At 73.5% G+C, this 22,221-nt stretch carries 21 protein-coding genes and 1 pseudogene; 14 read left to right on the top strand and 8 right to left on the bottom strand.

Annotated features, from left to right (window positions below; all coding sequences use genetic code 11):
* Both AB0I60_RS16905 and AB0I60_RS16900 read right to left on the bottom strand, forming a co-directional pair.
* Positions 1 to 510, bottom strand: coding sequence for a hypothetical protein (locus tag AB0I60_RS16905; protein WP_360730730.1), 510 nt, complete (start codon positions 508 to 510; stop codon positions 1 to 3).
* 72 nt (positions 511 to 582) lie between these two features.
* The gene (locus AB0I60_RS16900; RefSeq protein WP_360730728.1) at positions 583 to 2,103 is read right to left on the bottom strand and encodes a bis-aminopropyl spermidine synthase family protein; all 1,521 of its coding nucleotides are present in this window, start codon (positions 2,101 to 2,103) and stop codon (positions 583 to 585) included.
* A gap of 119 nt (positions 2,104 to 2,222) precedes the next feature.
* Between AB0I60_RS16900 and AB0I60_RS16895 the strand changes: the two genes are divergently transcribed.
* From AB0I60_RS16895 to AB0I60_RS16880, 4 genes are read left to right on the top strand one after another with little or no spacing between them, the layout of a single operon-like run.
* Complete coding sequence (locus AB0I60_RS16895) at positions 2,223 to 3,263, top strand: ABC transporter ATP-binding protein (protein WP_360730725.1); 1,041 nt, start codon at positions 2,223 to 2,225, stop codon at positions 3,261 to 3,263.
* A complete protein-coding gene (locus tag AB0I60_RS16890; RefSeq protein WP_360730722.1) occupies positions 3,256 to 3,915 on the top strand; it encodes an ABC transporter permease in 660 nt (219 codons plus the stop codon). The genes AB0I60_RS16895 and AB0I60_RS16890 overlap by 8 nt, the downstream gene beginning before the upstream one ends.
* On the top strand, positions 3,912 to 4,631 hold the full coding sequence (locus AB0I60_RS16885; protein WP_360731333.1) for an ABC transporter permease subunit: 720 nt from the start codon (positions 3,912 to 3,914) through the stop codon (positions 4,629 to 4,631). The genes AB0I60_RS16890 and AB0I60_RS16885 overlap by 4 nt, the downstream gene beginning before the upstream one ends.
* 20 nt (positions 4,632 to 4,651) lie before the next feature.
* Complete coding sequence (locus tag AB0I60_RS16880) at positions 4,652 to 5,536, top strand: ABC transporter substrate-binding protein (protein ID WP_360730719.1); 885 nt, start codon at positions 4,652 to 4,654, stop codon at positions 5,534 to 5,536.
* A gap of 120 nt (positions 5,537 to 5,656) precedes the next feature.
* Here AB0I60_RS16880 and AB0I60_RS16875 read toward each other — a convergent pair whose 3' ends face one another.
* Positions 5,657 to 6,448, bottom strand: a complete 792-nt coding sequence (locus AB0I60_RS16875) for an IclR family transcriptional regulator (RefSeq protein WP_360730716.1) — start codon at positions 6,446 to 6,448, stop codon at positions 5,657 to 5,659.
* 44 nt (positions 6,449 to 6,492) lie between these two features.
* Between AB0I60_RS16875 and AB0I60_RS16870 the strand changes: the two are divergent.
* Together AB0I60_RS16870 and AB0I60_RS16865 are read left to right on the top strand one after the other, a co-directional pair.
* Positions 6,493 to 6,654 (top strand): annotated as a pseudogene (locus AB0I60_RS16870) (sigma factor); the annotation flags it as partial.
* Between the two features lie 41 nt (positions 6,655 to 6,695).
* Positions 6,696 to 6,989, top strand: a complete 294-nt coding sequence (locus tag AB0I60_RS16865; RefSeq protein ID WP_360730712.1) for a sigma factor-like helix-turn-helix DNA-binding protein — start codon at positions 6,696 to 6,698, stop codon at positions 6,987 to 6,989.
* On the opposite strand, the gene AB0I60_RS16860 is transcribed toward AB0I60_RS16865, so the two are convergent.
* Positions 6,955 to 7,200 carry a hypothetical protein gene (locus AB0I60_RS16860; RefSeq protein ID WP_360730710.1) on the bottom strand — a complete coding sequence of 82 codons (246 nt, stop codon included), beginning with the start codon at positions 7,198 to 7,200 and terminating at the stop codon, positions 6,955 to 6,957. The two genes, AB0I60_RS16865 and AB0I60_RS16860, sit on opposite strands and share 35 nt — an antisense overlap.
* Before the next feature lie 122 nt (positions 7,201 to 7,322).
* On the opposite strand from AB0I60_RS16860, the gene AB0I60_RS16855 reads away from it, so the two are divergent.
* The 6 genes from AB0I60_RS16855 (at position 7,323) to hutI (ending at position 14,758) form a co-directional block, all read left to right on the top strand.
* Positions 7,323 to 7,958, top strand: coding sequence for a hypothetical protein (locus AB0I60_RS16855; protein WP_360730707.1), 636 nt, complete (start codon positions 7,323 to 7,325; stop codon positions 7,956 to 7,958).
* Between the two features lie 82 nt (positions 7,959 to 8,040).
* Positions 8,041 to 9,546 (top strand): histidine ammonia-lyase, encoded by a 1,506-nt coding sequence (hutH, locus tag AB0I60_RS16850; RefSeq protein WP_360730705.1) that lies wholly within the window; start codon positions 8,041 to 8,043, stop codon positions 9,544 to 9,546.
* Positions 9,546 to 11,189 carry a urocanate hydratase gene (gene hutU / locus AB0I60_RS16845; RefSeq protein WP_360730703.1) on the top strand — a complete coding sequence of 548 codons (1,644 nt, stop codon included), beginning with the start codon at positions 9,546 to 9,548 and terminating at the stop codon, positions 11,187 to 11,189. The genes hutH and hutU overlap by 1 nt, the downstream gene beginning before the upstream one ends.
* Positions 11,182 to 12,357, top strand: coding sequence for an allantoate amidohydrolase (locus AB0I60_RS16840; RefSeq protein WP_360730700.1), 1,176 nt, complete (start codon positions 11,182 to 11,184; stop codon positions 12,355 to 12,357). The genes hutU and AB0I60_RS16840 overlap by 8 nt, the downstream gene beginning before the upstream one ends.
* Positions 12,354 to 13,619 (top strand): formimidoylglutamate deiminase, encoded by a 1,266-nt coding sequence (locus AB0I60_RS16835; protein WP_360730697.1) that lies wholly within the window; start codon positions 12,354 to 12,356, stop codon positions 13,617 to 13,619. The genes AB0I60_RS16840 and AB0I60_RS16835 overlap by 4 nt, the downstream gene beginning before the upstream one ends.
* Complete coding sequence (gene hutI / locus AB0I60_RS16830) at positions 13,616 to 14,758, top strand: imidazolonepropionase (protein WP_360730695.1); 1,143 nt, start codon at positions 13,616 to 13,618, stop codon at positions 14,756 to 14,758. Before AB0I60_RS16835 ends, hutI begins: the two co-directional genes overlap by 4 nt.
* A 51-nt stretch (positions 14,759 to 14,809) precedes the next feature.
* Here the strand turns inward: hutI and AB0I60_RS16825 are convergent, their stop codons facing one another.
* The 4 genes from AB0I60_RS16825 to AB0I60_RS16810 all read right to left on the bottom strand — a co-directional run bounded on the left by AB0I60_RS16825 (position 14,810) and on the right by AB0I60_RS16810 (position 20,738).
* Positions 14,810 to 15,262 (bottom strand): hypothetical protein, encoded by a 453-nt coding sequence (locus tag AB0I60_RS16825; RefSeq protein ID WP_360730692.1) that lies wholly within the window; start codon positions 15,260 to 15,262, stop codon positions 14,810 to 14,812.
* Positions 15,259 to 16,584, bottom strand: coding sequence for an O-antigen ligase family protein (locus tag AB0I60_RS16820; protein ID WP_360730690.1), 1,326 nt, complete (start codon positions 16,582 to 16,584; stop codon positions 15,259 to 15,261). Before AB0I60_RS16820 ends, AB0I60_RS16825 begins: the two co-directional genes overlap by 4 nt.
* 242 nt (positions 16,585 to 16,826) lie before the next feature.
* Positions 16,827 to 17,006, bottom strand: a complete 180-nt coding sequence (locus AB0I60_RS16815; RefSeq protein ID WP_360730687.1) for a DUF6104 family protein — start codon at positions 17,004 to 17,006, stop codon at positions 16,827 to 16,829.
* 6 nt (positions 17,007 to 17,012) lie between these two features.
* Entirely contained in the window at positions 17,013 to 20,738 is a 3,726-nt protein-coding gene (locus AB0I60_RS16810) for a multifunctional oxoglutarate decarboxylase/oxoglutarate dehydrogenase thiamine pyrophosphate-binding subunit/dihydrolipoyllysine-residue succinyltransferase subunit (protein WP_360730685.1), read from the bottom strand.
* Positions 20,739 to 21,257: 519 nt separating this feature from the next.
* Here AB0I60_RS16810 and AB0I60_RS16805 point away from each other — a divergent pair.
* Positions 21,258 to 21,611, top strand: a complete 354-nt coding sequence (locus tag AB0I60_RS16805) for a metalloregulator ArsR/SmtB family transcription factor (protein WP_360730683.1) — start codon at positions 21,258 to 21,260, stop codon at positions 21,609 to 21,611.
* Positions 21,608 to 22,096 (top strand): SRPBCC family protein, encoded by a 489-nt coding sequence (locus AB0I60_RS16800; RefSeq protein WP_360730680.1) that lies wholly within the window; start codon positions 21,608 to 21,610, stop codon positions 22,094 to 22,096. The genes AB0I60_RS16805 and AB0I60_RS16800 overlap by 4 nt, the downstream gene beginning before the upstream one ends.
* Positions 22,097 to 22,221 lie beyond the last annotated feature (125 nt).

Here is a 22,221-nt window from a genome sequence, read left to right as displayed (position 1 = left end):
TCAGCGCCGCCGGCCCCGGTGCGGCTGCGGCGCGACCCGGCGGACGGCGCGGCCGACCACGGGCAGCGCGGCGACCACCGCCGGCACCGCCCAGAACAGCAGCGCTGCGATCGGCAGGACGGCGAGCCGCGCGCCGAAACCGACGAGGAGCCTGATCAGCGCGTAGCCGTAGTAGAGGCCGCAGAGCGCGCCCAGACCGGTCAGCGCCCAGCGCACGCCCCGCACGCGGGACACCAGCAGCAGCGCGAGCACCAGCACCACGGGACCGACGACCTTCGACAGCGTGATGGCGAAGTCGATGTCGCCGAGGGGCCCGGGGACGAGCAACAGCCCCGGCACGGAGACGAACAGGTCCAGGGACTCCGCTCTGCCGTCCCGCGCGGTCAGCGCCGCCACCAGCGTGAAGGTCACGGCCGGCAGGAACAGCAGCCCGGCCACGACCGCTGCCGCCCCGGCGGGCTCCTCCGGCTGCTGCCCGTGCGGCGGCTCCGGCGACCACACCTGATCCACGTCGTGCACCTCCGAACGCGAGTCGCCCCGCAAGCTACCGCCGCCCACCCGGGGCCGGGGAAGTTTCCGGAACTACCCCGCCGACGCCCGGACCAGCGGCAGCAGCGCGGCGATCCGGTGCCGGGGCAGGTCGATCAGCCGGTGCTCCAGGTCGTCGTGCTCGCCGATCAGGTCGCGCGCCTCGCGCTTGGTGATCCGCAGCACGGTGGTGAGCGCTTCCCGCCACACGTTGCCGAGCTTGCCGTGCGCGCGCGCGAGCACCTCGCGCACCACCCGCCCGCCGGGGTCGAGGGTGCCCGCGAGCACCTGGTCGGCCACCACGACGCAGTGCTTGCCGTTCGGGGTGGACCGCATGAACCGCAGCGCGAACCGGGTGTCCACGAGGGACGTCAGCTCCTCCTGACCGGCCGCCGATGACACGTTCGGGTGGTTGTTGGGGACCAGCGCGGCCATTCGGCCGGGCGAGCACGCCAGCAGCGTGCGCAGCAGCCACGGGCCGGGGTCGCCGGACAGGTCGACCGCGAGCGACGCCGCGCCCTTGCCGATCGGCTCGGCCCAGCCGGGTGCGCGCGGCTTGGGCGGCGGCGAGGACTCGGGCCGGGGCGCGAGGTCCACGAGGGACTGGAGCGCCTCGGACCCCGGACCGTCGGCCTCCACCGACTGCGGCCCGTGGGTGTAGATCGCGGTCCGGCCGGCCGCGACCGGGCGGCGCGACGTGGGCCGGCACACGTACAGGTCGGCGGCGCTGCCGATGGCCTGCGCGCCGTCGAACCGGTGGAAGTCGGGCAGGATCGCCTCGAACACCAGGCCCTGCCGCAGCAGTTCCTGCTGCACCTTGAGCCCCAGCGCGGGCGTGCGGTCGCTGAACCCGTACGCGAGCAGCACCCGTCCCTGCCCGGGGTCGGCCAGGCACTCGACCGCGCGGCCGGCGAACAGCGCCATGCCCTCCTGGCTGTAGGGCGGGTCGCTGAACACCAGGTCCGAGGACTCCAGCACGGCGGGCGGCAGGCCGAAGCGGAAGTCGGCGTGCAGCGTCCGCACCCGGCCGCCGGACCGCTCGTCGACGTGGGCCAGCAGCCGGTCGTCCACGTCGACCACGACCACGGAGACGTCCGGGTTCACCGCGCACACCGCGAGCGAGGTCAGGTCGTGGTCGCCCAGGCACAGCAGGGTCCGGCTGGCCAGCTCGTAGTGGGAGTCCAGCCACAGCGCGCGCTTCAGCGCCGTCTCGGGGGTCGCCTGCACGTGGTCGAGCGCGGCCAGCGGCGGCGGCACCGAGGCGATGTCGGCCCGCACCGCGTCGAGCAGCGCGCCGTGCCGGGGCGGCAGCGGGTCCTCCGGTCCGGGCTCGACGGTGAACTCCCGGTACAGGGCCGTGCGGCCGGGCGCGATGCGGAACCGGTCCCCGTCGGTCTCGACGTCGGTGTCGAGCGCCTTCACCAGGTCCTGCACGGTGCGACGGGGCACGGCGGGCACCCGGACGAGGTCGGCCAATGTGTGCCAGTCATCACCCAGCAGTGTCAGGACGTGCCGGAGCTTGCGGGCGTGCGCGCCGTGGGAGACCAGCAGCGCGCGGACTAGTTCGGTGGCCACAACCGGAGCAGCCTACTGACCGAATCCTGGAACGCCGTGCCACGGTCGGGCGAACGGGCTAGTGTCGTTCGACGCCGTGAAACGACCGGACAGATACCGCCGACGGGGAGGACCACGGGGTGATCGAGTTCCGAGGCGTGACCAAGCGCTTCGACGACGGCACGGTCGCGGTGAACGGACTGGACCTCGTGGTCGAGGCGGGCACGATCACCGTCTTCGTGGGCCCGTCCGGCTGCGGCAAGACGACCTCGCTGCGCATGGTGAACCGGATGATCGACCCGACCTCGGGCACCGTCCTGGTGGACGGCCGCGACGTGCTGTCGGTCGACCCGCCGAAGCTGCGGCTGGGCATCGGGTACGTCATCCAGCAGGCGGGCCTCTTCCCGCACCGGACCGTGCTGGACAACGTGGCCACCGTGCCGCTGCTGTCCGGGTGGTCGAAGGCGCGCGCCCGCACCCGCGCGGCGGAACTGCTGGAACTGGTGGGGCTGCCCGCCGAGCTCGGTCGCCGCTACCCGGTCCAGCTCTCCGGCGGCCAGCAGCAGCGGGTGGGTGTCGCGCGGGCGCTGGCCGCCGACCCGCCGGTGCTGCTGATGGACGAGCCGTTCAGCGCGGTCGACCCGGTGGTCCGGGAAGGTCTCCAGGACGAGCTGCTGCGGTTGCAGGCCGAACTGGACAAGACGATCGTGTTCGTCACCCACGACATCGACGAGGCGGTGCGGATCGGCGAGAAGGTCGCGGTGTTCCGCGAGGGCGGCATCCTCGCCCAGTACGCGCCGCCCGCCGAGCTGCTCACCCGCCCCGCCGACGACTTCGTTGCGGGCTTCGTCGGCAAGGACCGGGGCTACCGCAGCCTGTCCTTCGTGGACTCCTCCGGGGTGGAGGTCGGCGCGGTCGACACCGTCGAGTCCTCCGCCGCCACCGGGAGCTGGGAACTGCTGGTGGACGGCGACAAGCGACCGCAGGGCTGGAGCGCGCCGGACGGTGTCGTCGTGCCCGGCGGTTCGCTCTACGCGCAGGGCGGCCCGATCCGGGGCGCGCTCGACGCCGCCCTGTCCTCGCCGTCCGGCCTGGGCGTCGTGGTCGACGCAGGCGGGCGGTCCGTCGGCGTGGTCCGGGCGCACCAGGTGCTCGACGTGATCGAGAGCCACCGTGGGTGACCTGGGCAAGTACCTCGGCGACGCGGGCACGCGCGCCGCGCTGTGGTCGGCGCTGCTCGACCACGTCTACCTGTCCCTGGTGCCGCTGGCGATCTCGGTCGTGCTCGCCGTCGTGCTCGGCCTGGTGTGCCACCGGTACCGGCGGGTCAACGGCGTCCTGGTCGGCGTCTTCAACGTCGTGTACACGATCCCGTCGCTGGCGCTGTTCGTGATCATCCCGGCGGTGATCGGCACCAGGGTGCTGGACGCGGTGAACGTGGTGGTCGCGCTGACCGTCTACACCACCGCCCTGCTGGTCCGCCCCGTCGTGCAGGCGCTGGACGCGGTGCCCGGCCACGTGACGGCCGCCGCGACCGCGATGGGCTTCCGGCCGTGGCGGCGGTTCCTGACCGTGGAGCTGCCGCTGTCCGTGCCGGTGCTCGCGGCCGGCGTGCGGGTCGGCTCGGTGAGCAACATCAGCCTGGTCAGCGTCGGCGCGCTGATCGGCACCGGTGGGCTGGGCACGCTGTTCACCGACGGCTTCCGGCAGCGCTACCTCGCGCCGATCATCGTCGGCATCGTGCTCACCCTGGTGCTGGCGCTGGTGGTGGACCTGGTGCTGGTCGGCCTGCGCAACGCGCTGACGCCGTGGACGAGGGCGGGTCGCCGATGATCTTCGCGGACGCGCTGGCGTGGCTGACCGACCCGGTGAACTGGTCGGGGCCGACGTCGATCCCGGCACGCGTCGGCGTGCACCTGCTGTACTGCCTGGGCGCGGTGCTCGGCGCCGCCGCCCTCGCCGTGCCGCTCGGGCTCTACGTCGGGCACACCGGGCGCGGCGGGCTGCTGGTGGTCGGCGGCAGCAACGCGTTGCGCGCGCTGCCCACGCTCGGCCTGGTCACCTTCCTGTACCTGGTGGTCGGCGTCAGCCAACTCGGCGTGCTGATCGGCCTGGTCGTGCTGGCCGTGCCGCCGATCCTGGCGGGCACCTACGCCGGCATCCAGAGCGTCGACCACGGCGTGGTGGACGCCGCGCGCGGCATGGGCATGACCGGCGCGCAGCGGTTGTGGAAGGTCGAGCTGCCCAACGCGCTGCCGCTGCTGGTCGGCGGCCTGCGCAACGCCGTGCTGCAGGTGGTCGCCACCGCGTCGGTCGCCGCGTACGTCGGCATCGAGTCGCTGGGCCGCCCGCTGATCGACGGCCTGCGGGTCCTGGACTACGGGCAGGTCATCGGCGGCGCGATCCTGATCGCACTGCTGGCCGTGGTGGTGGACGTCCTGCTGGCGTCCGCCGGGAAGCTGGTCATACCCAGGGGTTTGCGGCTGACCGCCCGGCCGCGTCGGCGGGCACGGGCGGGCGGCGCGGTCGAGGTCGGTGCAGACCGGTGAAGTGGGAGAGGGAGAACGGCATGAAGCGCACGTTGGCCGCCGTCGTCGCGGCGGCAGCGCTGCTCGTCTCGGCGTGCGGGTCCAAAGAGGACCTGAGCGGGAGCGATCAGCAGGCCGCCTCGGGTGAGGTCGTGGTCGGTTCGGCCGACTTCACCGAGAACAAGATCCTGGCCGAGATCTACGCGGGGGCCCTCAAGGCCACCGGCGCGAAGGTGACCGTGAAGCCGGGCATCGGCGCGCGGGAGCTGGTCGTGAAGGCGTTGCAGGACAAGTCGCTCGGCGTGGTGCCGGAGTACACCGGCAACCTGCTGAACTACTTCGACAAGACCAACACCACGACCGCGTCCGACGACGTCTACAAGGCGTTGAAGGAGAAGACGCCGTCCGGGCTGGAGGTCCTGTTCAAGTCCGACGCCGAGGACAAGGACGTCCTGGTGGTCACCAAGGAGACCGCCGACTCCGGCGTGGCGTCGATCGCCGACCTGGGTGACGGCAAGTACGTCCTGGGCGCGGCGGGCGAGTGGGCCCAGCGCTGGAAGGACAAGGTCAAGGAGCTCTACGGCGTCACGTTCAAGGAGATCAAGACCACCGACGCCGGCGGCCCGGTCACCGTGGACGCGCTGAAGGACGGCACGGCGCAGGTGGCGAACCTGTACACGACGTCCGCCGACATCAAGGCGAACTCGTTCGTGGAGCTGAAGGACCCGAAGAACATGTACCCGGCCCAGAACATCATCCCGCTGATCCGCGCGGACGCGGTGAACCAGGCCGGCAAGGACGCGCTGAACAAGGTGTCCGCCGCGCTGACCACGGTCAACCTGGCGGAGCTGGTGAAGCGGGTCGACATCGACAAGGAGACCGTGGCGAACGTGGCCGCCGACTTCCTGAAGAACGTCAAGATCTAGTCGCACGCCCACCGGCCGCCGGTCCACCCCACGGGGTGGGCCGGCGGCCGTCGTTCCGGGGCTCCGGTGGTGAGCCGCGAGGCCCCCGGCTCCGAGCCCCGGCACCGGGTGCCCGGGTCGTCAGGTGGTGGGGTCGGCGCGGTGGCCGCCGATGCGGGCGGTGAGGGCGTCGGCGGTGCGGAGGGTTTCCGCTGCCAGGTCCGGCCAGGTCTCGCCGCACTCCTCGTCGCACACGTGGCGGAACGTGACCGTGATCGCGGCGATCGGGCGTTCGCCGTGGTCGAAGACCGGGGCGGCCACCGAGGCGAAACCCGCCGTCACGTAGCCGTCCTCCACCGCCCAGCCCCGGCGGCGCTCGGCGGTCAGCAGGCGGCGCAGGGCGGGCAGGTCGGCCGGGCCCCGGCCGGTGCGGTCCACGAACGACGCCACGCCCGGGAACAGCGCCCGGACCTGGGCGGCCGGCAGGCGGGCCAGCATCGCGCGGCCGGACGCGGTCAGGTGCGACGGCAGCCGCACGCCCACGTCCGACACGATCGTGGACGGCTGCCGGGGCTGCTCGCGCAGCAGGTACAGCGCTTCCGCGCCGTGCAGCACGCCCAGGTGCGCGGTCCGGCCCACGGTGTCCACCAGCCGGCGCAGCAGCGGCCGGGCGAGGCGTTCCAGCGGGTCGTGGCGCAGGTAGGCCGAGCCCAGCTCGAACGCCGCCACGCCCAGGCCGTAGCGGCGCTCCTCGGGGAAGTGGGTGGCGAACCCGGCCTCCGCCAATTCCGCCAGCAGGTGGTAGGTGGTCGACCGGGGCAGGCCCAGCTCGCGCGCCACGGCGGCGGCGGAGAGCGGGCCGGGACGCCCGGCCAGCAGGCGCAGCACGGCCAGGCCCCGGCGCAGGGCGGGCACGTCGCTGCTGGGACCCACGAGGTCATTGTCAACAAATCCGGCTGCCCGCGCATTGGAGGGGTATGACGACGGGCTTCGAGGAGTTCGCGACCGCCCAGGTCACCCCGTTGCTGCGGTACGCCACGGTGTTGACCGGAGACCCGCACCTCGCGCAGGACGTGGTGCAGGAGTGCCTGCTGCGGGCGCAGCAGCGCTGGGCGCGGATCGGCGGGCTCGACGCGCCGGCCGCGTACCTCAAGCGGATGGTCACCAACGAGTTCCTGTCGTGGCGGCGGCGTTCCGGTACCACGTGCCGATCACCGGCATCGACCCGCCGGTGGCCGACCTCGCCGGGGCCTACGACGAGCGGGACGCGATGCTGCGGCGGATCGCGCGGCTGCCGCGCAAGCAGCGGGCGGCCGTGGTGCTGCGCTACTACGAGGGGTGCGCCGACGCGGACGTCGCTGCGGCGCTCGGGTGCTCCGAGGGCACCGTCCGCACTCACATCTCCCGCGCGCCGGCGACGCTGCGCGCGGCTGAGCGGGTCAGGGAGGCGCTGTGGACGACGTCGAGGACGTGATCTGGGACGCGCTGGCGCGGCAGGCGGACCGCGCCCCCGCCCCCGGCCGGGTGCCGGCGGCGCTGCACCGGCCCCGGCGCAGCCGCAAGCCGCTGTTCGGGGTGCCGGCCGCGACGTCGGTCGCGGCGGCCGTGGCGGTCGCGGCGGCGACGGTGCCGCGCCCGGCCGCCGAGGCGCCGCCGGGCCGGTCGTCGGTGCCGCCGGTGGTCATCACGGGCACCTCGGCCCGGCCCGCGCCGCTGGACCTGTGGGCGGGCGTGGAGTATTCGCCGGACTGGCTGCCGGACGGGTTCCGGGAGCGGACGCGCACCCATCGCGCCCGCCGAGGTCGGGGTGTGGCGGTCGGGCGACTCGGGCCGGAAGTCCGGTCCCCGCGTCACGCTCCGCGTCTGCGTCGCGGACGCCGCCGTGCGGGCCGGCCGGATCGCCGCCGCCCCGCAGGCCGCGCGGACCGACGTCAACGGCGCACCCGCCTACGTCGACGCGGAGGGCGTGCTGTTCTGGCAGGTGGGCCCGGACCGGGTGCTGTCGGTCGTGGCGGACGACGTGCCCGACCCGGCGGGGGTGGCCCGCCGGGTCGCCGAGTCGGTGCGACCCGACCCGGCCCGGACGCCCGTGCCGCTGTCGCTGGGCGGGTCGACCGACGTGTCGGTCGAGGTCGAGCCGCAGGGCGACTGGTTCGCCTCGGCGGTCGGCGCGGTGGGGGGCGTCCGCTACGGGCTGGGCCTGCACACCCGCGACCCGCCGGCCGACCGGCCCGGCCGCCCGGTGACCGCGCTGGGCCGCGACGCGGTGTACCGGGAGTTCGCGGACGGGGTGCTGACCGTGCCGCCGGCGTCCGGCCGGTTCCTGTCGGTCGGGGTGGACACCTCCCACGCCAACCGGGGTACCGCGACCGCCGAGGTGCTGACCTCGGTCGCCGAGCACGTCCGGTTCGACCCCGACCCCCGGTTCGACTGGCTGTCGTGAGCGGGCCGCCGCGTCTGGGATATCAGACGGTCTCCGGGGGTCCCGGGTCGTGCGGAACCGGCGCACGGGTTGTGATGTGCACATGCAGCAACCCGTGCAGCTGGGTCCGAAACCACTGACCCGCGACGACGTCCACGCGGTCGCCCGGGGCGACGCGCCGGTGGAGATCACGGAGGCGGCGCGCGAAGCGGTCACGGCCGCGCGCGCCCACATCGAACGCCTGGCCACGGCCGAGCAGCCCACCTACGGCGTGTCCACGGGCTTCGGCGCGCTCGCGGTCCGGCACATCCCGCCGGACCGGCGGGCGGCGCTCCAGCAGTCGCTGGTGCGCTCGCACGCCGCCGGCTCCGGGCCCGAGGTGGAGCGCGAGGTCGTCCGCGCGCTGGTGCTGCTCCGGCTCAAGACGCTGGCCAGCGGCCACACCGGGGTCCGGTTGAGCACGGCCGAGGCGATGGCCGCAATGCTGAACGCGGGCATCACCCCGGTGGTGCACGAGTTCGGCTCGCTGGGCTGCTCGGGCGACCTGGCCCCGCTGTCGGCCGCCGCGCTGGCGCTGACCGGCGAGGGCCAGGTCCGCGACGCCGACGGCGCGCTGGTGCCGGCCGCCGACGCGCTGCGCCGTGCGGGCATCGAGCCGGTGCGGCTGGCGGAGAAGGAGGGCCTCGCGCTCATCAACGGCACCGACGGGATGCTGGGGATGCTCGTGCTGGCGCTGCGCGACCTGCGCTACCTGCTGGACGTGGCGGACCTGACGGCGGCGATGAGCGTGGAGGCCCTGCTGGGCACCGACCGCGTGTTCGCGGCCGACCTGCACGCCCTGCGCCCGCACCCCGGCCAGGGCCGCAGCGCCCAGCGGATGGCCGAGCTGCTGGCCGGCTCCGAGATCGTGGCCAGCCACCGGGGCCCGGACTGCACGCGCGTCCAGGACGCGTACTCGCTGCGCTGCTCGCCGCAGGTGCACGGGGCGGCCCGGGACACCGTGACCTACGCCGAGACCGTCGCGGACCGCGAGCTGGCCGCCGCCGTGGACAACCCGGTGGTGCTGGCCGACGGCCGGGTCGAGTCCAACGGCAACTTCCACGGCGCCCCGATCGCCTACGTGCTGGACTTCCTGGCCATCCCGGTGGCCGACGTGGCGAGCATCGCCGAGCGCCGCACCGACCGGATGCTGGACGTGAACCGGTCGCACGGCCTGCCGCCGTTCCTGGCCGACGACCCCGGCGTCGACTCCGGCCACATGATCGCCCAGTACACGCAGGCCGCGATCGTCAGCGAGCTCAAGCGGCTGGCCGTGCCCGCGTCCGTCGACTCGATCCCGAGCAGCGCGATGCAGGAGGACCACGTCTCCATGGGCTGGTCCGCCGCGCGCAAGCTGCGCAAGGCCGTGGACGGCCTGCGCACCGTGCTGGCGGTCGAGCTGCTCACCGCCGCCCGCGCGCTGGACCTGCGGGCACCCCTCACCCCCGCCCCGGCGACGGCCGAGGCCGTGGCGAAGCTCCGCGCGAGCGTCCAGGGCCCCGGCCCGGACCGCCACCTGGCCCCCGAGATCGCCGCCGCCGAAGACCTCATCCGGAACGGAGCCCTGTGATGGTGCGTGCAGCCCGAGGCACCGACCTGACCGCCCGCAGCTGGCAGACCGAGGCCGCCCTGCGGATGTTCCACAACAACCTCGACCCGGACGTGGCCGAGCGCCCGGAGGACCTGGTGGTCTACGGCGGCACCGGCAAGGCGGCGCGGGACTGGCCGAGCTTCCACGCCATCGGCCGCGAGCTGGCCGAGCTGGCCGACGACGAGACGCTGCTCGTGCAGTCCGGCCGCCCGGTGGGCGTGATGCGGACCAACGAGTGGGCCCCGCGCGTGCTGATCGCCAACTCCAACCTGGTGCCGGACTGGGCGAACTGGCCCGAGTTCCGCAGGCTGGAGGCCGAGGGCCTGACCATGTACGGCCAGATGACCGCCGGGTCGTGGATCTACATCGGCACCCAGGGCATCCTCCAGGGCACCTACGAGACGTTCGCGGCCGTCGCCGACAAGCGGTTCGGCGGCACCCTGAAGGGCACGCTCACGGTCACCGCCGGCCTCGGCGGCATGGGCGGCGCGCAGCCGCTGGCCGTCACCATGAACGAGGGCGTCGCGCTCTGCGTCGAAGTCGACCCCGACCGCGCGCGCCGGCGCGTGGAGACCCGGTACCTCGACGAGGTCGCCGACGACATCGACGACGCGATCGCCCGCGTGCTCGCGGCCAAGGCGGAGGGCCGGGCGCTGTCGGTCGGCCTGATCGGCAACGCCGCCGAGGTGCTGCCCGAGCTGCTGCGCCGGGAGGTGCCGGTCGACATCGTCACCGACCAGACCTCCGCGCACGACCCGCTGGCGTACCTGCCCAAGGGCGTCGACCTGGACGACTGGTCGGACTACGCGGCCAAGAAGCCCGACGAGTTCACCGACCGGTCCCGCGAGTCGATGGCCGACCACGTGGAGGCGATGGTCGGGTTCCAGGACCGGGGCGCGGAGGTGTTCGACTACGGCAACTCCATCCGGGGCGAGGCCAAGCTCGGCGGCTACGACCGGGCGTTCGACTTCCCCGGTTTCGTGCCCGCCTACATCCGGCCGCTGTTCTGCGAGGGCAAGGGCCCGTTCCGCTGGGCGGCGCTGTCCGGCGACCCGGCCGACATCGCGAAGACCGACCGGGCGATCCTGGAGCTGTTCCCGGAGGACGAGAAGCTCGCGCGCTGGATCAGGATGGCCGGCGAGCGGGTCGAGTTCCAGGGCCTGCCCGCGCGGATCTGCTGGCTGGGCTACGGCGAGCGGCACCTGGCCGGCCTGAAGTTCAACGAGATGGTGGCCGGCGGCGAGCTGTCCGCGCCGATCGTGATCGGCCGCGACCACCTCGACTGCGGCTCGGTCGCCTCCCCGTACCGGGAGACCGAGTCGATGGCCGACGGCTCGGACGCCATCGCCGACTGGCCGCTGCTCAACGCGCTGGTCAACACCGCGTCCGGGGCGACCTGGGTGTCCATCCACCACGGCGGCGGCGTCGGCATCGGGCGCTCCATCCACGCCGGCCAGGTCACCGTCGCCGACGGCACCGAGCTGGCCGCCCGCAAGATCGAGCGGGTGCTGACCAACGACCCCGGCATGGGCGTGATCCGGCACGTGGACGCCGGGTACCCGCAGGCCGAGGAGGTCGCGGCGGACAAGGGCGTGCGGATCCCCATGGCGCGCAATGACTGACCTCGCGGACCTCGCGGACGTCGGCCGGGACGCCCGGCGGGGCGGCTACTCGCGGCACGGGTTCGACCGCGTCGAGCTGGAGCTGCGCGAGTGGTTCACCGCCGAGGCGACCCGGCGCGGCCTGGACGTCCGGCCCGACCGCAACGGCAACCTGTGGGCGTGGTGGGGTGCGCCGGGCCCGGACGCGGTGATCACCGGCAGCCACCTGGACTCCGTGCCGGGCGGCGGCGCGTTCGACGGACCCCTGGGCGTCGTGTCGGCGTTGCAGGCGGTCGACCTGTTGCAGGCCAAGGGCTTCACGCCGGCCCGGCCGTTCGCGGTCGTGGTGTTCGTGGAGGAGGAGGGCGGCCGGTTCGGCGTCGCCTGCCTCGGCTCGCGGCTGATGACCGGCGCGATCGCCCCGGAGAAGGCGCTCGCGCTCACCGACCCGGACGGGGTCTCGTTCGGCGACGCCGCGCGCGCCGCCGGGTTCGACCCGGAGCGGATGGGCCGGGACGACGAGGCGCTGGCGCTGGTCGGCCGGTTCGTCGAGCTGCACGTCGAGCAGGGCCGGGGGCTCACCGTCCCGGTCGGCGTGGCCAGTTCGATCCTCGCCCACGGGCGCTGGCGCTACACCTTCACCGGCGAGGGCAACCACGCCGGCGCGACCCTGGTCGAGGACCGGCGGGACCCGATGCTGCCCGCGTCGCGGCTGGTGCTGGCCGCGCGCGCGGCGGCCACCGGCGGCGCGCGGGCCACCGTGGGCCGGCTCGTGCCGAACCCGGGCGGCACCAACGTGATCGCGTCGTCGGTCGACGTCTGGCTGGACGCCCGCGCGGCGGACGACGCGCGGACCCGCGAGGTGGTCGCCCGGATCACCGAGGAGGCCCGCGCGGCGGCCCGGGACGAGGGCTGCGAGGTCCGGGTCACCGAGGAGTCCTACGGCGACACCGTGCACTTCGACACCGGGCTGGCCGGCGAGATCTCCGACGTGCTGGGCGGGGTGCCGGCGCTGCCCACCGGCGCGGGTCACGACGCGGGGATCTTGGCGGCGCACGTGCCGACCGCCATGCTGTTCGTGCGCAACCCGACCGGGATCAGCCACGCCCCCGAGGAGTTCGCCGAGGCCGACGACTGCGCGGCGGGCGTGGTGGCGCTGGCGACGACGGTGGAGCGGCTGACCCGATGAAGAGCTTCTGGTGCGAGCAGGCGTGGCTCCCGGACGGGATCGCGTCCCGGGTGCTGGTTCGGGTGGATCGCGGCACCATCACCTCGGTGTCCACAGTGGACACCATCCCGCTGGGCTGCGAGCGCCTGTACGGGGTCGTGCTGCCGGGGTTCGCCAACGCGCACTCCCACGCCTTCCACCGGGCCCTGCGCGGTAGGACGCACTCCGACGGCGGCACGTTCTGGACGTGGCGCGACCGCATGTACGCGGTGGCGGAGAGCCTCACCCCGGACAGCTACCTGCGCCTGGCGCGGGCGGTCTACGCGGAGATGGCGGTCGCGGGCGTGACGGCGGTGGGGGAGTTCCACTACCTGCACAACGGCGGCAACGAGATGGGCGAGGCGCTGCGCCGGGCCGCCGCCGACGCCGGCATCCGGCTGACCCTGCTGGACGCCTGCTACCTGGCCGGCGGCATCGGGCAACCGGTGACCGGCGTGCAGCAGCGGTTCTCCGACGGCACCGGGGAGCGGTGGGCGGCCCGGGTGTCCGAGCTGCGCGAGGACGACAACACCCGCGTCGGGGCGGCGATCCACTCGGTGCGCGCGGTGCCGGGGGAGGAACTGCCCGTGGTGGCCGGCGCGTTCCCGGACCGGCCGCTGCACGTGCACCTGTCGGAGCAGCCGGCCGAGAACGAGGCGTGCCTCGACGCGTACGGGCTGACCCCGACCGCGCTGCTGCACGAGGCGGGCGCGCTCACGCCCCGCACGACCGCCGTCCACGCCACCCACCTGACCGCCGGGGACATCGCGCTGCTGGGCGCCTCCGGGACGGGCGCGTGCTTCTGCCCGACCACGGAGGCGGACCTGGCCGACGGCATCGGCCCGGCGCGCGAGCTGAGCGCCGCCGGCAGCCCGCTGTCGCTGGGCAGCGACCAGCACGCGGTGGTCGACCCGCTGCTGGAGCTGCGCGGCCTGGAGCACGGCGAGCGGCTGCGCAGCGGCCAACGCGGCCGGTTCACCCCGCAGGAGCTGGTCACCGCGCTGACCAACCACTCCTCCATCGGGTGGCCCGACGCCGGGCGGATCGAGGTCGGCGCGCGCGCCGACCTCGTGGCCGTCAAGCTGGACTCGGTGCGCACCACCGGGTGCGCGCCCGACCAGGTCGTGCTGGCCGCCACCGCGTCCGACGTGGCGGTGGTGGTGTCCGGCGGCAGAGTGGTGGCGCGCAACGGTGTCCACGAAAGCCTGGGCGAGGTCGGCGAGCTGCTGAAGGCGGTCCTGTGAGCACCCTGATCACCAACGTCGGCGAGCTGACCACGAACTCGGACCTCGGCCGGCTCGCCGACGCCGCGCTGGTCCTGGACGGTGGGCGGGTGGCGTGGGTCGGTGCCGCGTCCACCGCGCCGGCCGCCGACGAGGTGTTCGACGCGGCCGGGCGCGCGGTCCTGCCGGGGTGGGTGGACAGCCACACGCACCTGGTGTTCGCCGGCGACCGGACCGCCGAGTTCGAGGCCCGCATGTCCGGCAGGCCCTACAGCGCGGGCGGCATCGCCACCACGGTCGGCGCGACCCGCGCCGCGTCGGACGACGAGCTGGCGGCCACCATCCGGCGGCACGTCGCCGAGGCGGTCGCGCAGGGCACCACGTGCGTGGAGACCAAGACCGGCTACGGCCTGACCGTGGAGGACGAGCTGCGCTCCGCGCGGATCGCCGCCCGGTACGCCGACGAGGCGACCTTCCTGGGCGCGCACCTCGTGCCGCCCGGTGCCGACGCCGACGAGTACGTCGCCCTGGTGTGCGGGGAGATGCTGGACGCGGTGGCGCCGCACGTGCGGTGGGCGGACGTGTTCTGCGAGCAGGGCGCGTTCGACGCCGACCAGTCCCGCGCGGTGCTCGAAGCCGCCGCGGCCAAGGGGTTGGGGCTGCGGGTGCACGGCAACCAGCTCGGCGAGGGCCCCGGCGTGCGGCTCGCGGTGGAACTCGGCGCGGCCAGCGTCGACCACTGCACCTACCTGTCCGACGCCGACGTCGAGGCGCTGGCCGGCTCGACGACCGTGGCGACCCTGCTGCCCGCGTGCGACCTGTCGACCCGCCAGTCCCTCCCGCCCGCGCGGGAGCTGCTGGACGCGGGCGCGACGGTCGCGCTGGCCAGCAACTGCAACCCGGGCAGCTCCTACACCACGTCGATGGCCTACTGCGTGACCACGGCCGTGCTCCAGCTGCGGATGTCGGTGGAGGAGGCCGTGTTCGCGGCCACCCGGGCCGGCGCGATCGCACTCGGCCGCGAGGACGTGGGGCACCTGTCGGTCGGCGCGCGGGCCGACGTGCACGTGCTGGACGCGCCGAGCGCCACGCACCTCGCGTACCGGCCGGGCGTGCCGTTGACGTATGCGGTGTGGCGCAAGGGCGACCGCGTCCGCTAGACCGACCTGCGTCGGTGGTGGCGGGGCACGAGGGGTGCCCCGCCGGGCCGGTCAGTTGGTGATCTTGATCTCGCGGTGGTCGGTGATCGGGCCGGGGAACGGGCCGTTCAGGTTGGCCGACGCGAAGCCCGTGCCCTTGCGGAACGGCTTGCCGCCGGCCTGGGCGTGCACCGGGATGGACAGCTCCTGGATGCCGCCGGTGCAGTTCTCGACCCGGGTGCTCCCGCCGCCGGTCGCCAGCGCGTTGCCCACCCGCTGGGTCACCTGGAGGTTCACGTAGGAGGAGTACGAGCCGGGCAGGCAGACGACGGTCACCGGGACCAGCAGCGCCGCGCCGTTGGCCTGGAGCTTGGCCGGGGACTCGACGCGCACGCCGCCCAGCGAGGGCGACTGGGTGCTCACGTCGGCGCTGCCCGGGATCGCGGACGCGACGATCGCGCCCGCGGCGACGGCGAGCACCGCCGCGGCCTTCGCCGAGCGCGCCGCGCGGAACGTCATCTTCACGGTGTCTCCTTGGTGTTCGGTGGTGGTGAGGCGAGGCCGATGAGCGTTCCGGCGGCCAACAACGTGACGGGCAGGTGCCAGAGGAAGTCGAACCCGCTGTGCACGGCGAGCACGACGACGGCCGCGACGGCACCCGCCCACGGGCCGTCGACCCGCGTGCGCACCGCGCGGAACACCGCGTACAGCAGGACCCCCAGCAGGAGCAGCCCGACGGCTCCCAACTCGACGAGCACCTGGAGGTACTCGTTGTGGACGTAGCGCATGACGCGCGGACCGTCGCGGTGGAACGTGAACCAGCCCCGGCCCGGCCCGACACCGGTCAGCGGGTTCGCCGCGACCAGGTGCAGCGCGGCGTCCGCCGCCCCGCTGCGGTCCGGGGAGCCCAGCGACAGCCGTCCGCCGAGCAGGCCGCCGCCCAGCGGCAGCAGGCCGGTCGCCACGACCGCCACGCCCGCCGCCGCGACACCGGCGGCCACGCCGGCGAGCACCCGCCCGCCGGCGCGGGTCGACCACACCGCCAGCCCGACGCCCGCCAGGAGGCCGCCTGCCGCGAGCACCCGCTCCGGCGGGCCGGACGCCGGGAACGACGGGACGAGCGCGCCCAGCGCGAGCACCGCGCCCAGCACGGGCCCTGCGGCGTGCCGCGCGGTCCGCCGCCACCCGGCCAGGAACCCGGCCGCGACCAGGCCGCACACCAGGGCGACCAGCCCGGCCCGGCTCAGCGTCGCGCCCAGTCCGACCAGCAGCAGGCAGGCCGCGCCCGCGTGCACGGCCGAGGGCCGGCAGATCGCCAGGACCGCGAGGGCCGCGAACAGCGCCGCCGCCGCGTTGGGGTAGGTGAGGGTCGACGCGGCGCGGACCAGCCCGTCCGCCACGACCGACCACGACGGCACCCGCCACGCCACGGCGACCCAGCCGGTGAGCGCGCCGAGCGCGCCGAGGCCGATCAGCACCTTCGCGCACAGCTCGCGCTGCCGCGCGTCGGCGCGCTGCGCGACCAGCACGGCGGCACCGAACACCCCGAGCGCGACGACCGTCGGCACGGCGGTCAGCGGTTCGGCGCCCAGCGAGGCCCGCAGGACCGCCCACAGCGCGAGGGCGCCGCACGCGGCCGGCAGCAGCAGGTCCCGGGGCCGGTCGCGCAGTGCCAGGGCGAGCGCGGCCCCGGCGAGCACGGCGGACAGGATGCGGCCGGGGAGGTAGTACCCGCCCTGCGCGACGACCGCCGCGGACAAGGCGGCGAGGAGCAGCAGGAGGTGCAGCGGCAGGGCGTCGGCGTCGCGCGCGACCACGCGTTCGTCCGACGGCGACAAGCCACCCATGGACCGGCCTCCCCCAGACCAGCGACCGCCCTCCCCGGCGGTGTTGCGCGGATCTTAACCAGGTGGGCACGGGCGGAACGAGGGTTTCGCGCGCGGTTCCGCCGTGAACGTCCGGGTGGCCGGAGGTGGCCGCCTTCGCGGAGCAACCACGTTGGCCCGTACGGCGGCCGACCTCGTTGCCCCCGCAACGACGAACGCCCCCGCGAACCTGAGTCGGTCGCGGGGGCGTTCGGGTGTTGCGGTCAGTCGTCGAGGTCGTCCTCGTCCCGGGCCAGGTAGGTGGCCAGGCGCTCGATCGGCGTCTCGAACTCGGGGTTGGCGTCCACGAAGGCGCGGAGCTTGTCGGCCAGCCAGGCGAGGCTGACCTCTTCCTCGCCCCGGCGGGACTCCAGCTCCTCGATGCCGCGATCGGTGAAGTACACGGCGGCCTACTCGAACGCCTTGGCGATCAGCTCGCGCTGCTCGACCTCGTGCACCTTGGACGACCCGGCGGACGGGGCGGCCATCGGGCGGCGCGAGACGCGCTTGACGGCGAACCGGCTCGGCAGCAGCTCCGGCAGCGCCAGGCCGAAGAACGGCCAGGCGCCCTGGTTCGCCGGCTCCTCCTGCACCCAGCGGACCTCGGTCGCGTTCGGGTAGCGCTCCAGCGCCTCCGTCAGCTTCCGCGCGGGCACCGGGTAGAGCTGCTCGACCCGGACCACGGCGGTGTCCGCGCGGCCCTGCTTCTCCTGCTCGGCGGCCAGCTCGTAGTACACCTTGCCGCTGCACAGCAGGATCTTCGTGACGCCCTGCGGGTCCGGCGAGGTCGGGTCGTCGATCACCGAGTGGAAGCGCTCCTCCACGAACGGCTCCACCGGCGACGTCGCCGACTTCAGGCGCAGCATCGACTTGGGGGTGAACACCACCAGCGGGCGGTTCACGCCGTCCAGCGCGTGCCGGCGCAGCAGGTGGAAGTAGTTCGCCGGCGTCGACGGCACCGCGATGGTCATCGAGCCCTCCGCGCAGAGCTGGAGGAAGCGCTCGATGCGGCCCGACGTGTGGTCCGGGCCCTGGCCCTCGTGGCCGTGCGGCAGCAGCAGCACGACGTCGGAGACCTGGCCCCACTTCGCCTCACCGGACGAGATGAACTCGTCGATGATCGGCTGCGCGCCGTTGACGAAGTCGCCGAACTGCGCCTCCCACAGCACCAGCGCGTCCGGGTTGGCCACCGAGTAGCCGTACTCGAAGCCCAGCGCCGCGAACTCGGAGAGCACCGAGTCGTAGACCATGAACTTGCCCTGGTCCTCGGACAGGTTCTGCAGCGGCGTGTACTCCTCGGACCGCTTGCGGTCCACGAGCGTGGCGTGCCGCTGCACGAACGTGCCGCGCCGCGAGTCCTGGCCCGCCAGGCGGACCGTGCGGCCCTCCAGCACCAGCGACCCGAAGGCCAGCAGCTCGGCGAACGCCCAGTCGATGCCGCCCTCGCGCGCCATCTTCGCGCGCCGTTCGAGCACCGGCTTGACGCGCGGGTGCGGCGTGAAGCCCTCGGGCAGGTCGACGTGCGCGTCCGCGATCTTCTCGATCACCGAGCGGTCGATGCCGGTGGGCAGCTTGGCCGGGACCTGCTGCTCCTGCTCGATCGACGGCGAGGTCTTGATCGGGTGCTTCTCCAGCTCGCGCACCTCGTTGAAGACGTGCTCCAGCTGCGAGGAGAAGTCCTGCAGCGCCTTCTCCGCCTCCTCCACCGAGATGTCGCCGCGACCGATCAGCGACTCGGTGTAGGTCTTGCGCACCGAGCGCTTGGTGTCGATCACGTCGTACATCGCCGGCTGGGTCATCGAGGGGTCGTCGCCCTCGTTGTGGCCCCGGCGGCGGTAGCAGACCATGTCGATGACGACGTCCTTGTTGAACGCCTGCCGGTAGTCCACGGCCAGCTTGGCGACCCAGTAGCACGCCTCCGGGTCGTCGCCGTTCACGTGGAAGACCGGTGCGCCGATCATCTTGGCGACGTCCGTCGAGTACTTCGAGGAGCGCGAGTTCTCCGGCGCGGTGGTGAAGCCGACCTGGTTGTTCACCACGACGTGCACCGTGCCGCCGGTGCGGTAGCCGCGCACCAGCGCCAGGTTCAGCGTCTCGGCGACCACGCCCTGTCCCGCGAACGCGGCGTCGCCGTGCATGGCGACCGGCAGCACGGTGAAGCCCTCGCCGCCCATGTCCAGGGTGTCCTGCTTGGCGCGGACGATGCCCTCCAGCACCGGGTCCACGGCCTCCAGGTGCGACGGGTTCGCCGTCAGCGACACCTTGGTCTCGCCGTCGCCGAACATCCGGAAGTACTTGCCCTCGGCGCCGAGGTGGTACTTGACGTCGCCGGAGCCGTGCGCCTGGCCCGGGTCGAGGTTGCCCTCGAACTCGCGGAAGATCTGCGAGATCGGCTTGCCGACGATGTTGGCCAGCACGTTGAGCCGGCCCCGGTGCGGCATCCCGATGACGACCTCGTCCAGCTCGTGCTCGGCCGCCTTGTCCAGCACCGCGTCCAGCAGCGGGATGACCGTCTCGCCGCCCTCCAGCGAGAACCGCTTCTGGCCGACGTACTTGGTCTGGAGGAAGGTCTCGAACGCCTCGGCCGCGTTGAGCTTGGACAGGATGTACTTCTGCACGGTGGCCGGCGGCTTCTCGTGCGGCACCTCGACGCGCTCCTGGATCCAGAGGCGCTCCTCCGGGTCGAGGATGTGCATGTACTCGACGCCGACCGTGCGGCAGTACGAGTTGCGCAGCACGCCGAGGATGTCGCGCAGGCGCATCCGCTCCTGGCCCGCGAACCCGCCGACCGGGAACTCCCGGTCGAGGTCCCACAGGGTCAGGCCGTGCGACAGGACGTCCAGGTCGCGGTGGCTGCGCTGGCGGTAGTTCAGCGGGTCCGTGTCGGCCATCAGGTGGCCCCGGGTGCGGAACGCGTCGATCAGCTCGATGACGCGGGCGGTCTTGTCGACCGCGCCCTCCGGGATGTCCGCGACCCAGCGGATCGGCTCGTAGGGCAGGCGCAGCGACGTGAAGACGTCGTCGTAGAAGCCGTCCTCGCCGAGCAGGAGCTGGTGGATCCGCTTGAGGAACTCGCCGGACTCCGCGCCCTGGATGATCCGGTGGTCGTAGGTCGAGGTCAGCGTGATGATCTTGCTGACGCCCATCTCGACCAGGGCCTGCTCGCTGGTGCCCTGGAAGTGGGCGGGGTACTCCATCGCGCCGACGCCGATGATCGCGCCCTGGCCGGCGGTGAGGCGGGGCACCGAGTGGTTCGTGCCGATCGTGCCGGGGTTGGTCAGCGAGATGGTCGTGCCGCTGAAGTCCTCGGTGGTCAGCGAGCCGCCGCGGGCCTTGCGGATCAGGTCCTCGTACGCCTGCCAGAACTGCGTGAACGTCATGTTCTCGCAGCCCTTGATCGAGGCCACGACGAGCGAGCGCGAGCCGTCCTTGCCGGGCAGGTCGATCGCCAGGCCGAAGTTGACGTGCTCGGGCGTGACCACGAACGGCTTGCCCTCGACGTCGGCGAAGTGCCGGTTCATGTTCGGGAACGCCTGGAGCGCCCGGACCACCGCGTAGCCGATGAGGTGGGTGAAGGAGACCTTCCCGCCCCGGGTGCGCTTGAGGTGGTTGTTGATCACGATCCGGTTGTCCGCCAGCAGCTTGGCCGGCACGGCGCGCACGCTGGTCGCGGTCGGAACGGTGAGCGACAGCTCCATGTTCTTCGCGATCGCGGCGGCGGCACCCCGCAGCTGCTTCTGCTCCTGGCCGGCGGCCGGCTGCACCGGCGCGGCCTTGGCTGCCTGCGCGGGAGCGGGCTTGCCCGTGGTCGGGGGCAGCGTCGCCGGCTTCGCTCCGGTCGCCGGCTTCGACCCGGTCGCCGGCTTCGCCTCGGGCGCGGCCGGCGCGGGCTTGGCCGCGGGCGGCTGCTTGGTGGCGGTGGCGGTCGGCGCGGACGGGGCGGTGGTGGAGGACGAGCCGCTCTCCGCCGTCGCCGCCGAGGTCCCGTTGCCGGACCGCTGCGTCGACTTGTAGTCGGCGAAGAAGTCGTGCCAGGCCGGGTCTACGGACGACGGGTCGGAGAGGAACTGCTCGTACATCTCCTCGACCAGCCACTCATTCGGGCCGAACTGTGAAGCAGGACTGCTGCTGGACACGGCTGACGCTCGCCTCTATCCATCTCGCTCTTGGTAATGACTCACTCATGGTCAGGCTAGTCCCCCGTCTGGTGCACTTCACACACAGGAGGGGCCGGGCAACGAGGGCTCGGTCACAGGATCGATCACGACATCGATCGTGTCAGGCGTGCTTGAGGTCGTCTTGAGGTGTTGCCGCTGGTCCATCTGGTTCGGGCCGGTGACGAGGGCGGTTCGCGGGTGCCCGCGACTGCCCACCTTCCGGTGAAGCCCCGAGTCGCTGCGGACCAGTTTCCCCGACCTGGCGACCCCGTGCCCGGTGAGCCGCCCCGGGCCTCGCCTGTTCGTGGTCCGGGCCGTCATCCGTTCGGGCCTGCTCACCGCGCGCGGGGCGCTGGGCGGACGAGGGTCGGTGGTTGCGGGTTTGCTCATCGCGGCGTCTTCGGGATGTCTACCTGTATGTTCAATGATTTGGTTGACAAACCCGTGGGTTGAGTTCTACGGTTTGTTCAACCGCAGGGTTGAGTAAGGGGACAGATCATGGAGGACCGGCTATCGCGGGTGTTCGCTGCGTTGGCGGACCCCACCCGGCGGGACATGGTGGCCCGGCTGGCGGTCGCGGACGCGACGGTCAACGAGCTGGCCGAGCCCTACGCCGTGACCGTGCAGGCGGTGTCCAAGCACCTGAAGGTGCTGGAGGAAGCCGGTCTGGTCAGCAGGAGTCGAGAGGCCCAGCGGCGGCCGGTGCACCTGGAAGCGGAGGTGTTCGACCTGATGACCCACTGGATCGAGCGGTACCGGCGCGAAGCCGAGCAGCGCTACCGGCGGTTGGACGACGTGCTCGCCGAACTCGGCGAGGAACGCGGAACACAGGACGAGGGAGCAGCATCATGAGCACCACCACCCGGCACCACGAGGTCACCATCACCGCCGACCCGGCGGTGCCGACGATCGAGATCGTCCGCGAGTTCGACGCTCCGCCGGCCGCCGTGTTCCGGGCGCACGTGGAGCCCGACCTGGTCACGAGGTGGCTCGGTCCGCGCGGCATGACGATGGAGATCACCCGCTGGGAGGCCGAGACGGGCGGCGCGTACCGGTACTCGCACCGGGACGCGAACGGCGAGTACGGGTTCTACGGCTCGTTCCACGAGGTGCGGCCGGGGGAGCGGATCGTGCAGACGTTCACGTTCGACGGGTACCCGGACGGCGTGTGCCTGGAGACGTTGCACTTCCAGGACCTGGGCGACGGCCGGACCCGACTGCGCGGGCTGACCGCGTTCGAGTCGGTCGAGGCCCGGGACCTGGCCGTGAGCAGCGGCATGGACACCGGCGTGGTCGAGGGCTACGAGCAGCTCGACGAACTGCTGACCGACCTGTGACCCCGTCCGGCCGAGCCGGGTCCAGCCCTCTCCAGGCGGCCTGACCCGGTCCGGCTCGGCGCGGCCCGGCCCGGCTCGGCGCGGCCCGGCCCGGCTCGGCGCGGCCCGGCGCGGTCCGGCCCGGC

It is taken from the genome of Actinosynnema sp. NPDC050436 (assembly GCF_040655415.1).
Taxonomy (GTDB): domain Bacteria; phylum Actinomycetota; class Actinomycetes; order Mycobacteriales; family Pseudonocardiaceae; genus Actinosynnema.
The sequence above is the reverse complement of the archived record's forward strand: the minus strand, read 5'-3'. Positions and strand labels throughout refer to the sequence as shown.

What these genes read in the sequence shown, in the direction of transcription:
- AB0I60_RS16885 (WP_360731333.1), top strand. Translation starts at nt 3,912, where the DNA reads ATGATCTTCGCGGACGCGCTGGCGTGGCTGACCGACCCGGTGAACTGG.
- AB0I60_RS16880 (WP_360730719.1), top strand. Translation starts at nt 4,652, where the DNA reads ATGAAGCGCACGTTGGCCGCCGTCGTCGCGGCGGCAGCGCTGCTCGTC.
- AB0I60_RS16860 (WP_360730710.1), bottom strand. Translation starts at nt 7,200, where the DNA reads ATGACCACCGGCGGCACCGACGACCGGCCCGGCGGCGCCTCGGCGGCC.
- hutH (WP_360730705.1), top strand. Translation starts at nt 8,041, where the DNA reads ATGCAGCAACCCGTGCAGCTGGGTCCGAAACCACTGACCCGCGACGAC.
- hutU (WP_360730703.1), top strand. Translation starts at nt 9,546, where the DNA reads ATGGTGCGTGCAGCCCGAGGCACCGACCTGACCGCCCGCAGCTGGCAG.
- AB0I60_RS16840 (WP_360730700.1), top strand. Translation starts at nt 11,182, where the DNA reads ATGACTGACCTCGCGGACCTCGCGGACGTCGGCCGGGACGCCCGGCGG.
- AB0I60_RS16835 (WP_360730697.1), top strand. Translation starts at nt 12,354, where the DNA reads ATGAAGAGCTTCTGGTGCGAGCAGGCGTGGCTCCCGGACGGGATCGCG.
- AB0I60_RS16820 (WP_360730690.1), bottom strand. Translation starts at nt 16,584, where the DNA reads ATGGGTGGCTTGTCGCCGTCGGACGAACGCGTGGTCGCGCGCGACGCC.
- AB0I60_RS16805 (WP_360730683.1), top strand. Translation starts at nt 21,258, where the DNA reads ATGGAGGACCGGCTATCGCGGGTGTTCGCTGCGTTGGCGGACCCCACC.
- AB0I60_RS16800 (WP_360730680.1), top strand. Translation starts at nt 21,608, where the DNA reads ATGAGCACCACCACCCGGCACCACGAGGTCACCATCACCGCCGACCCG.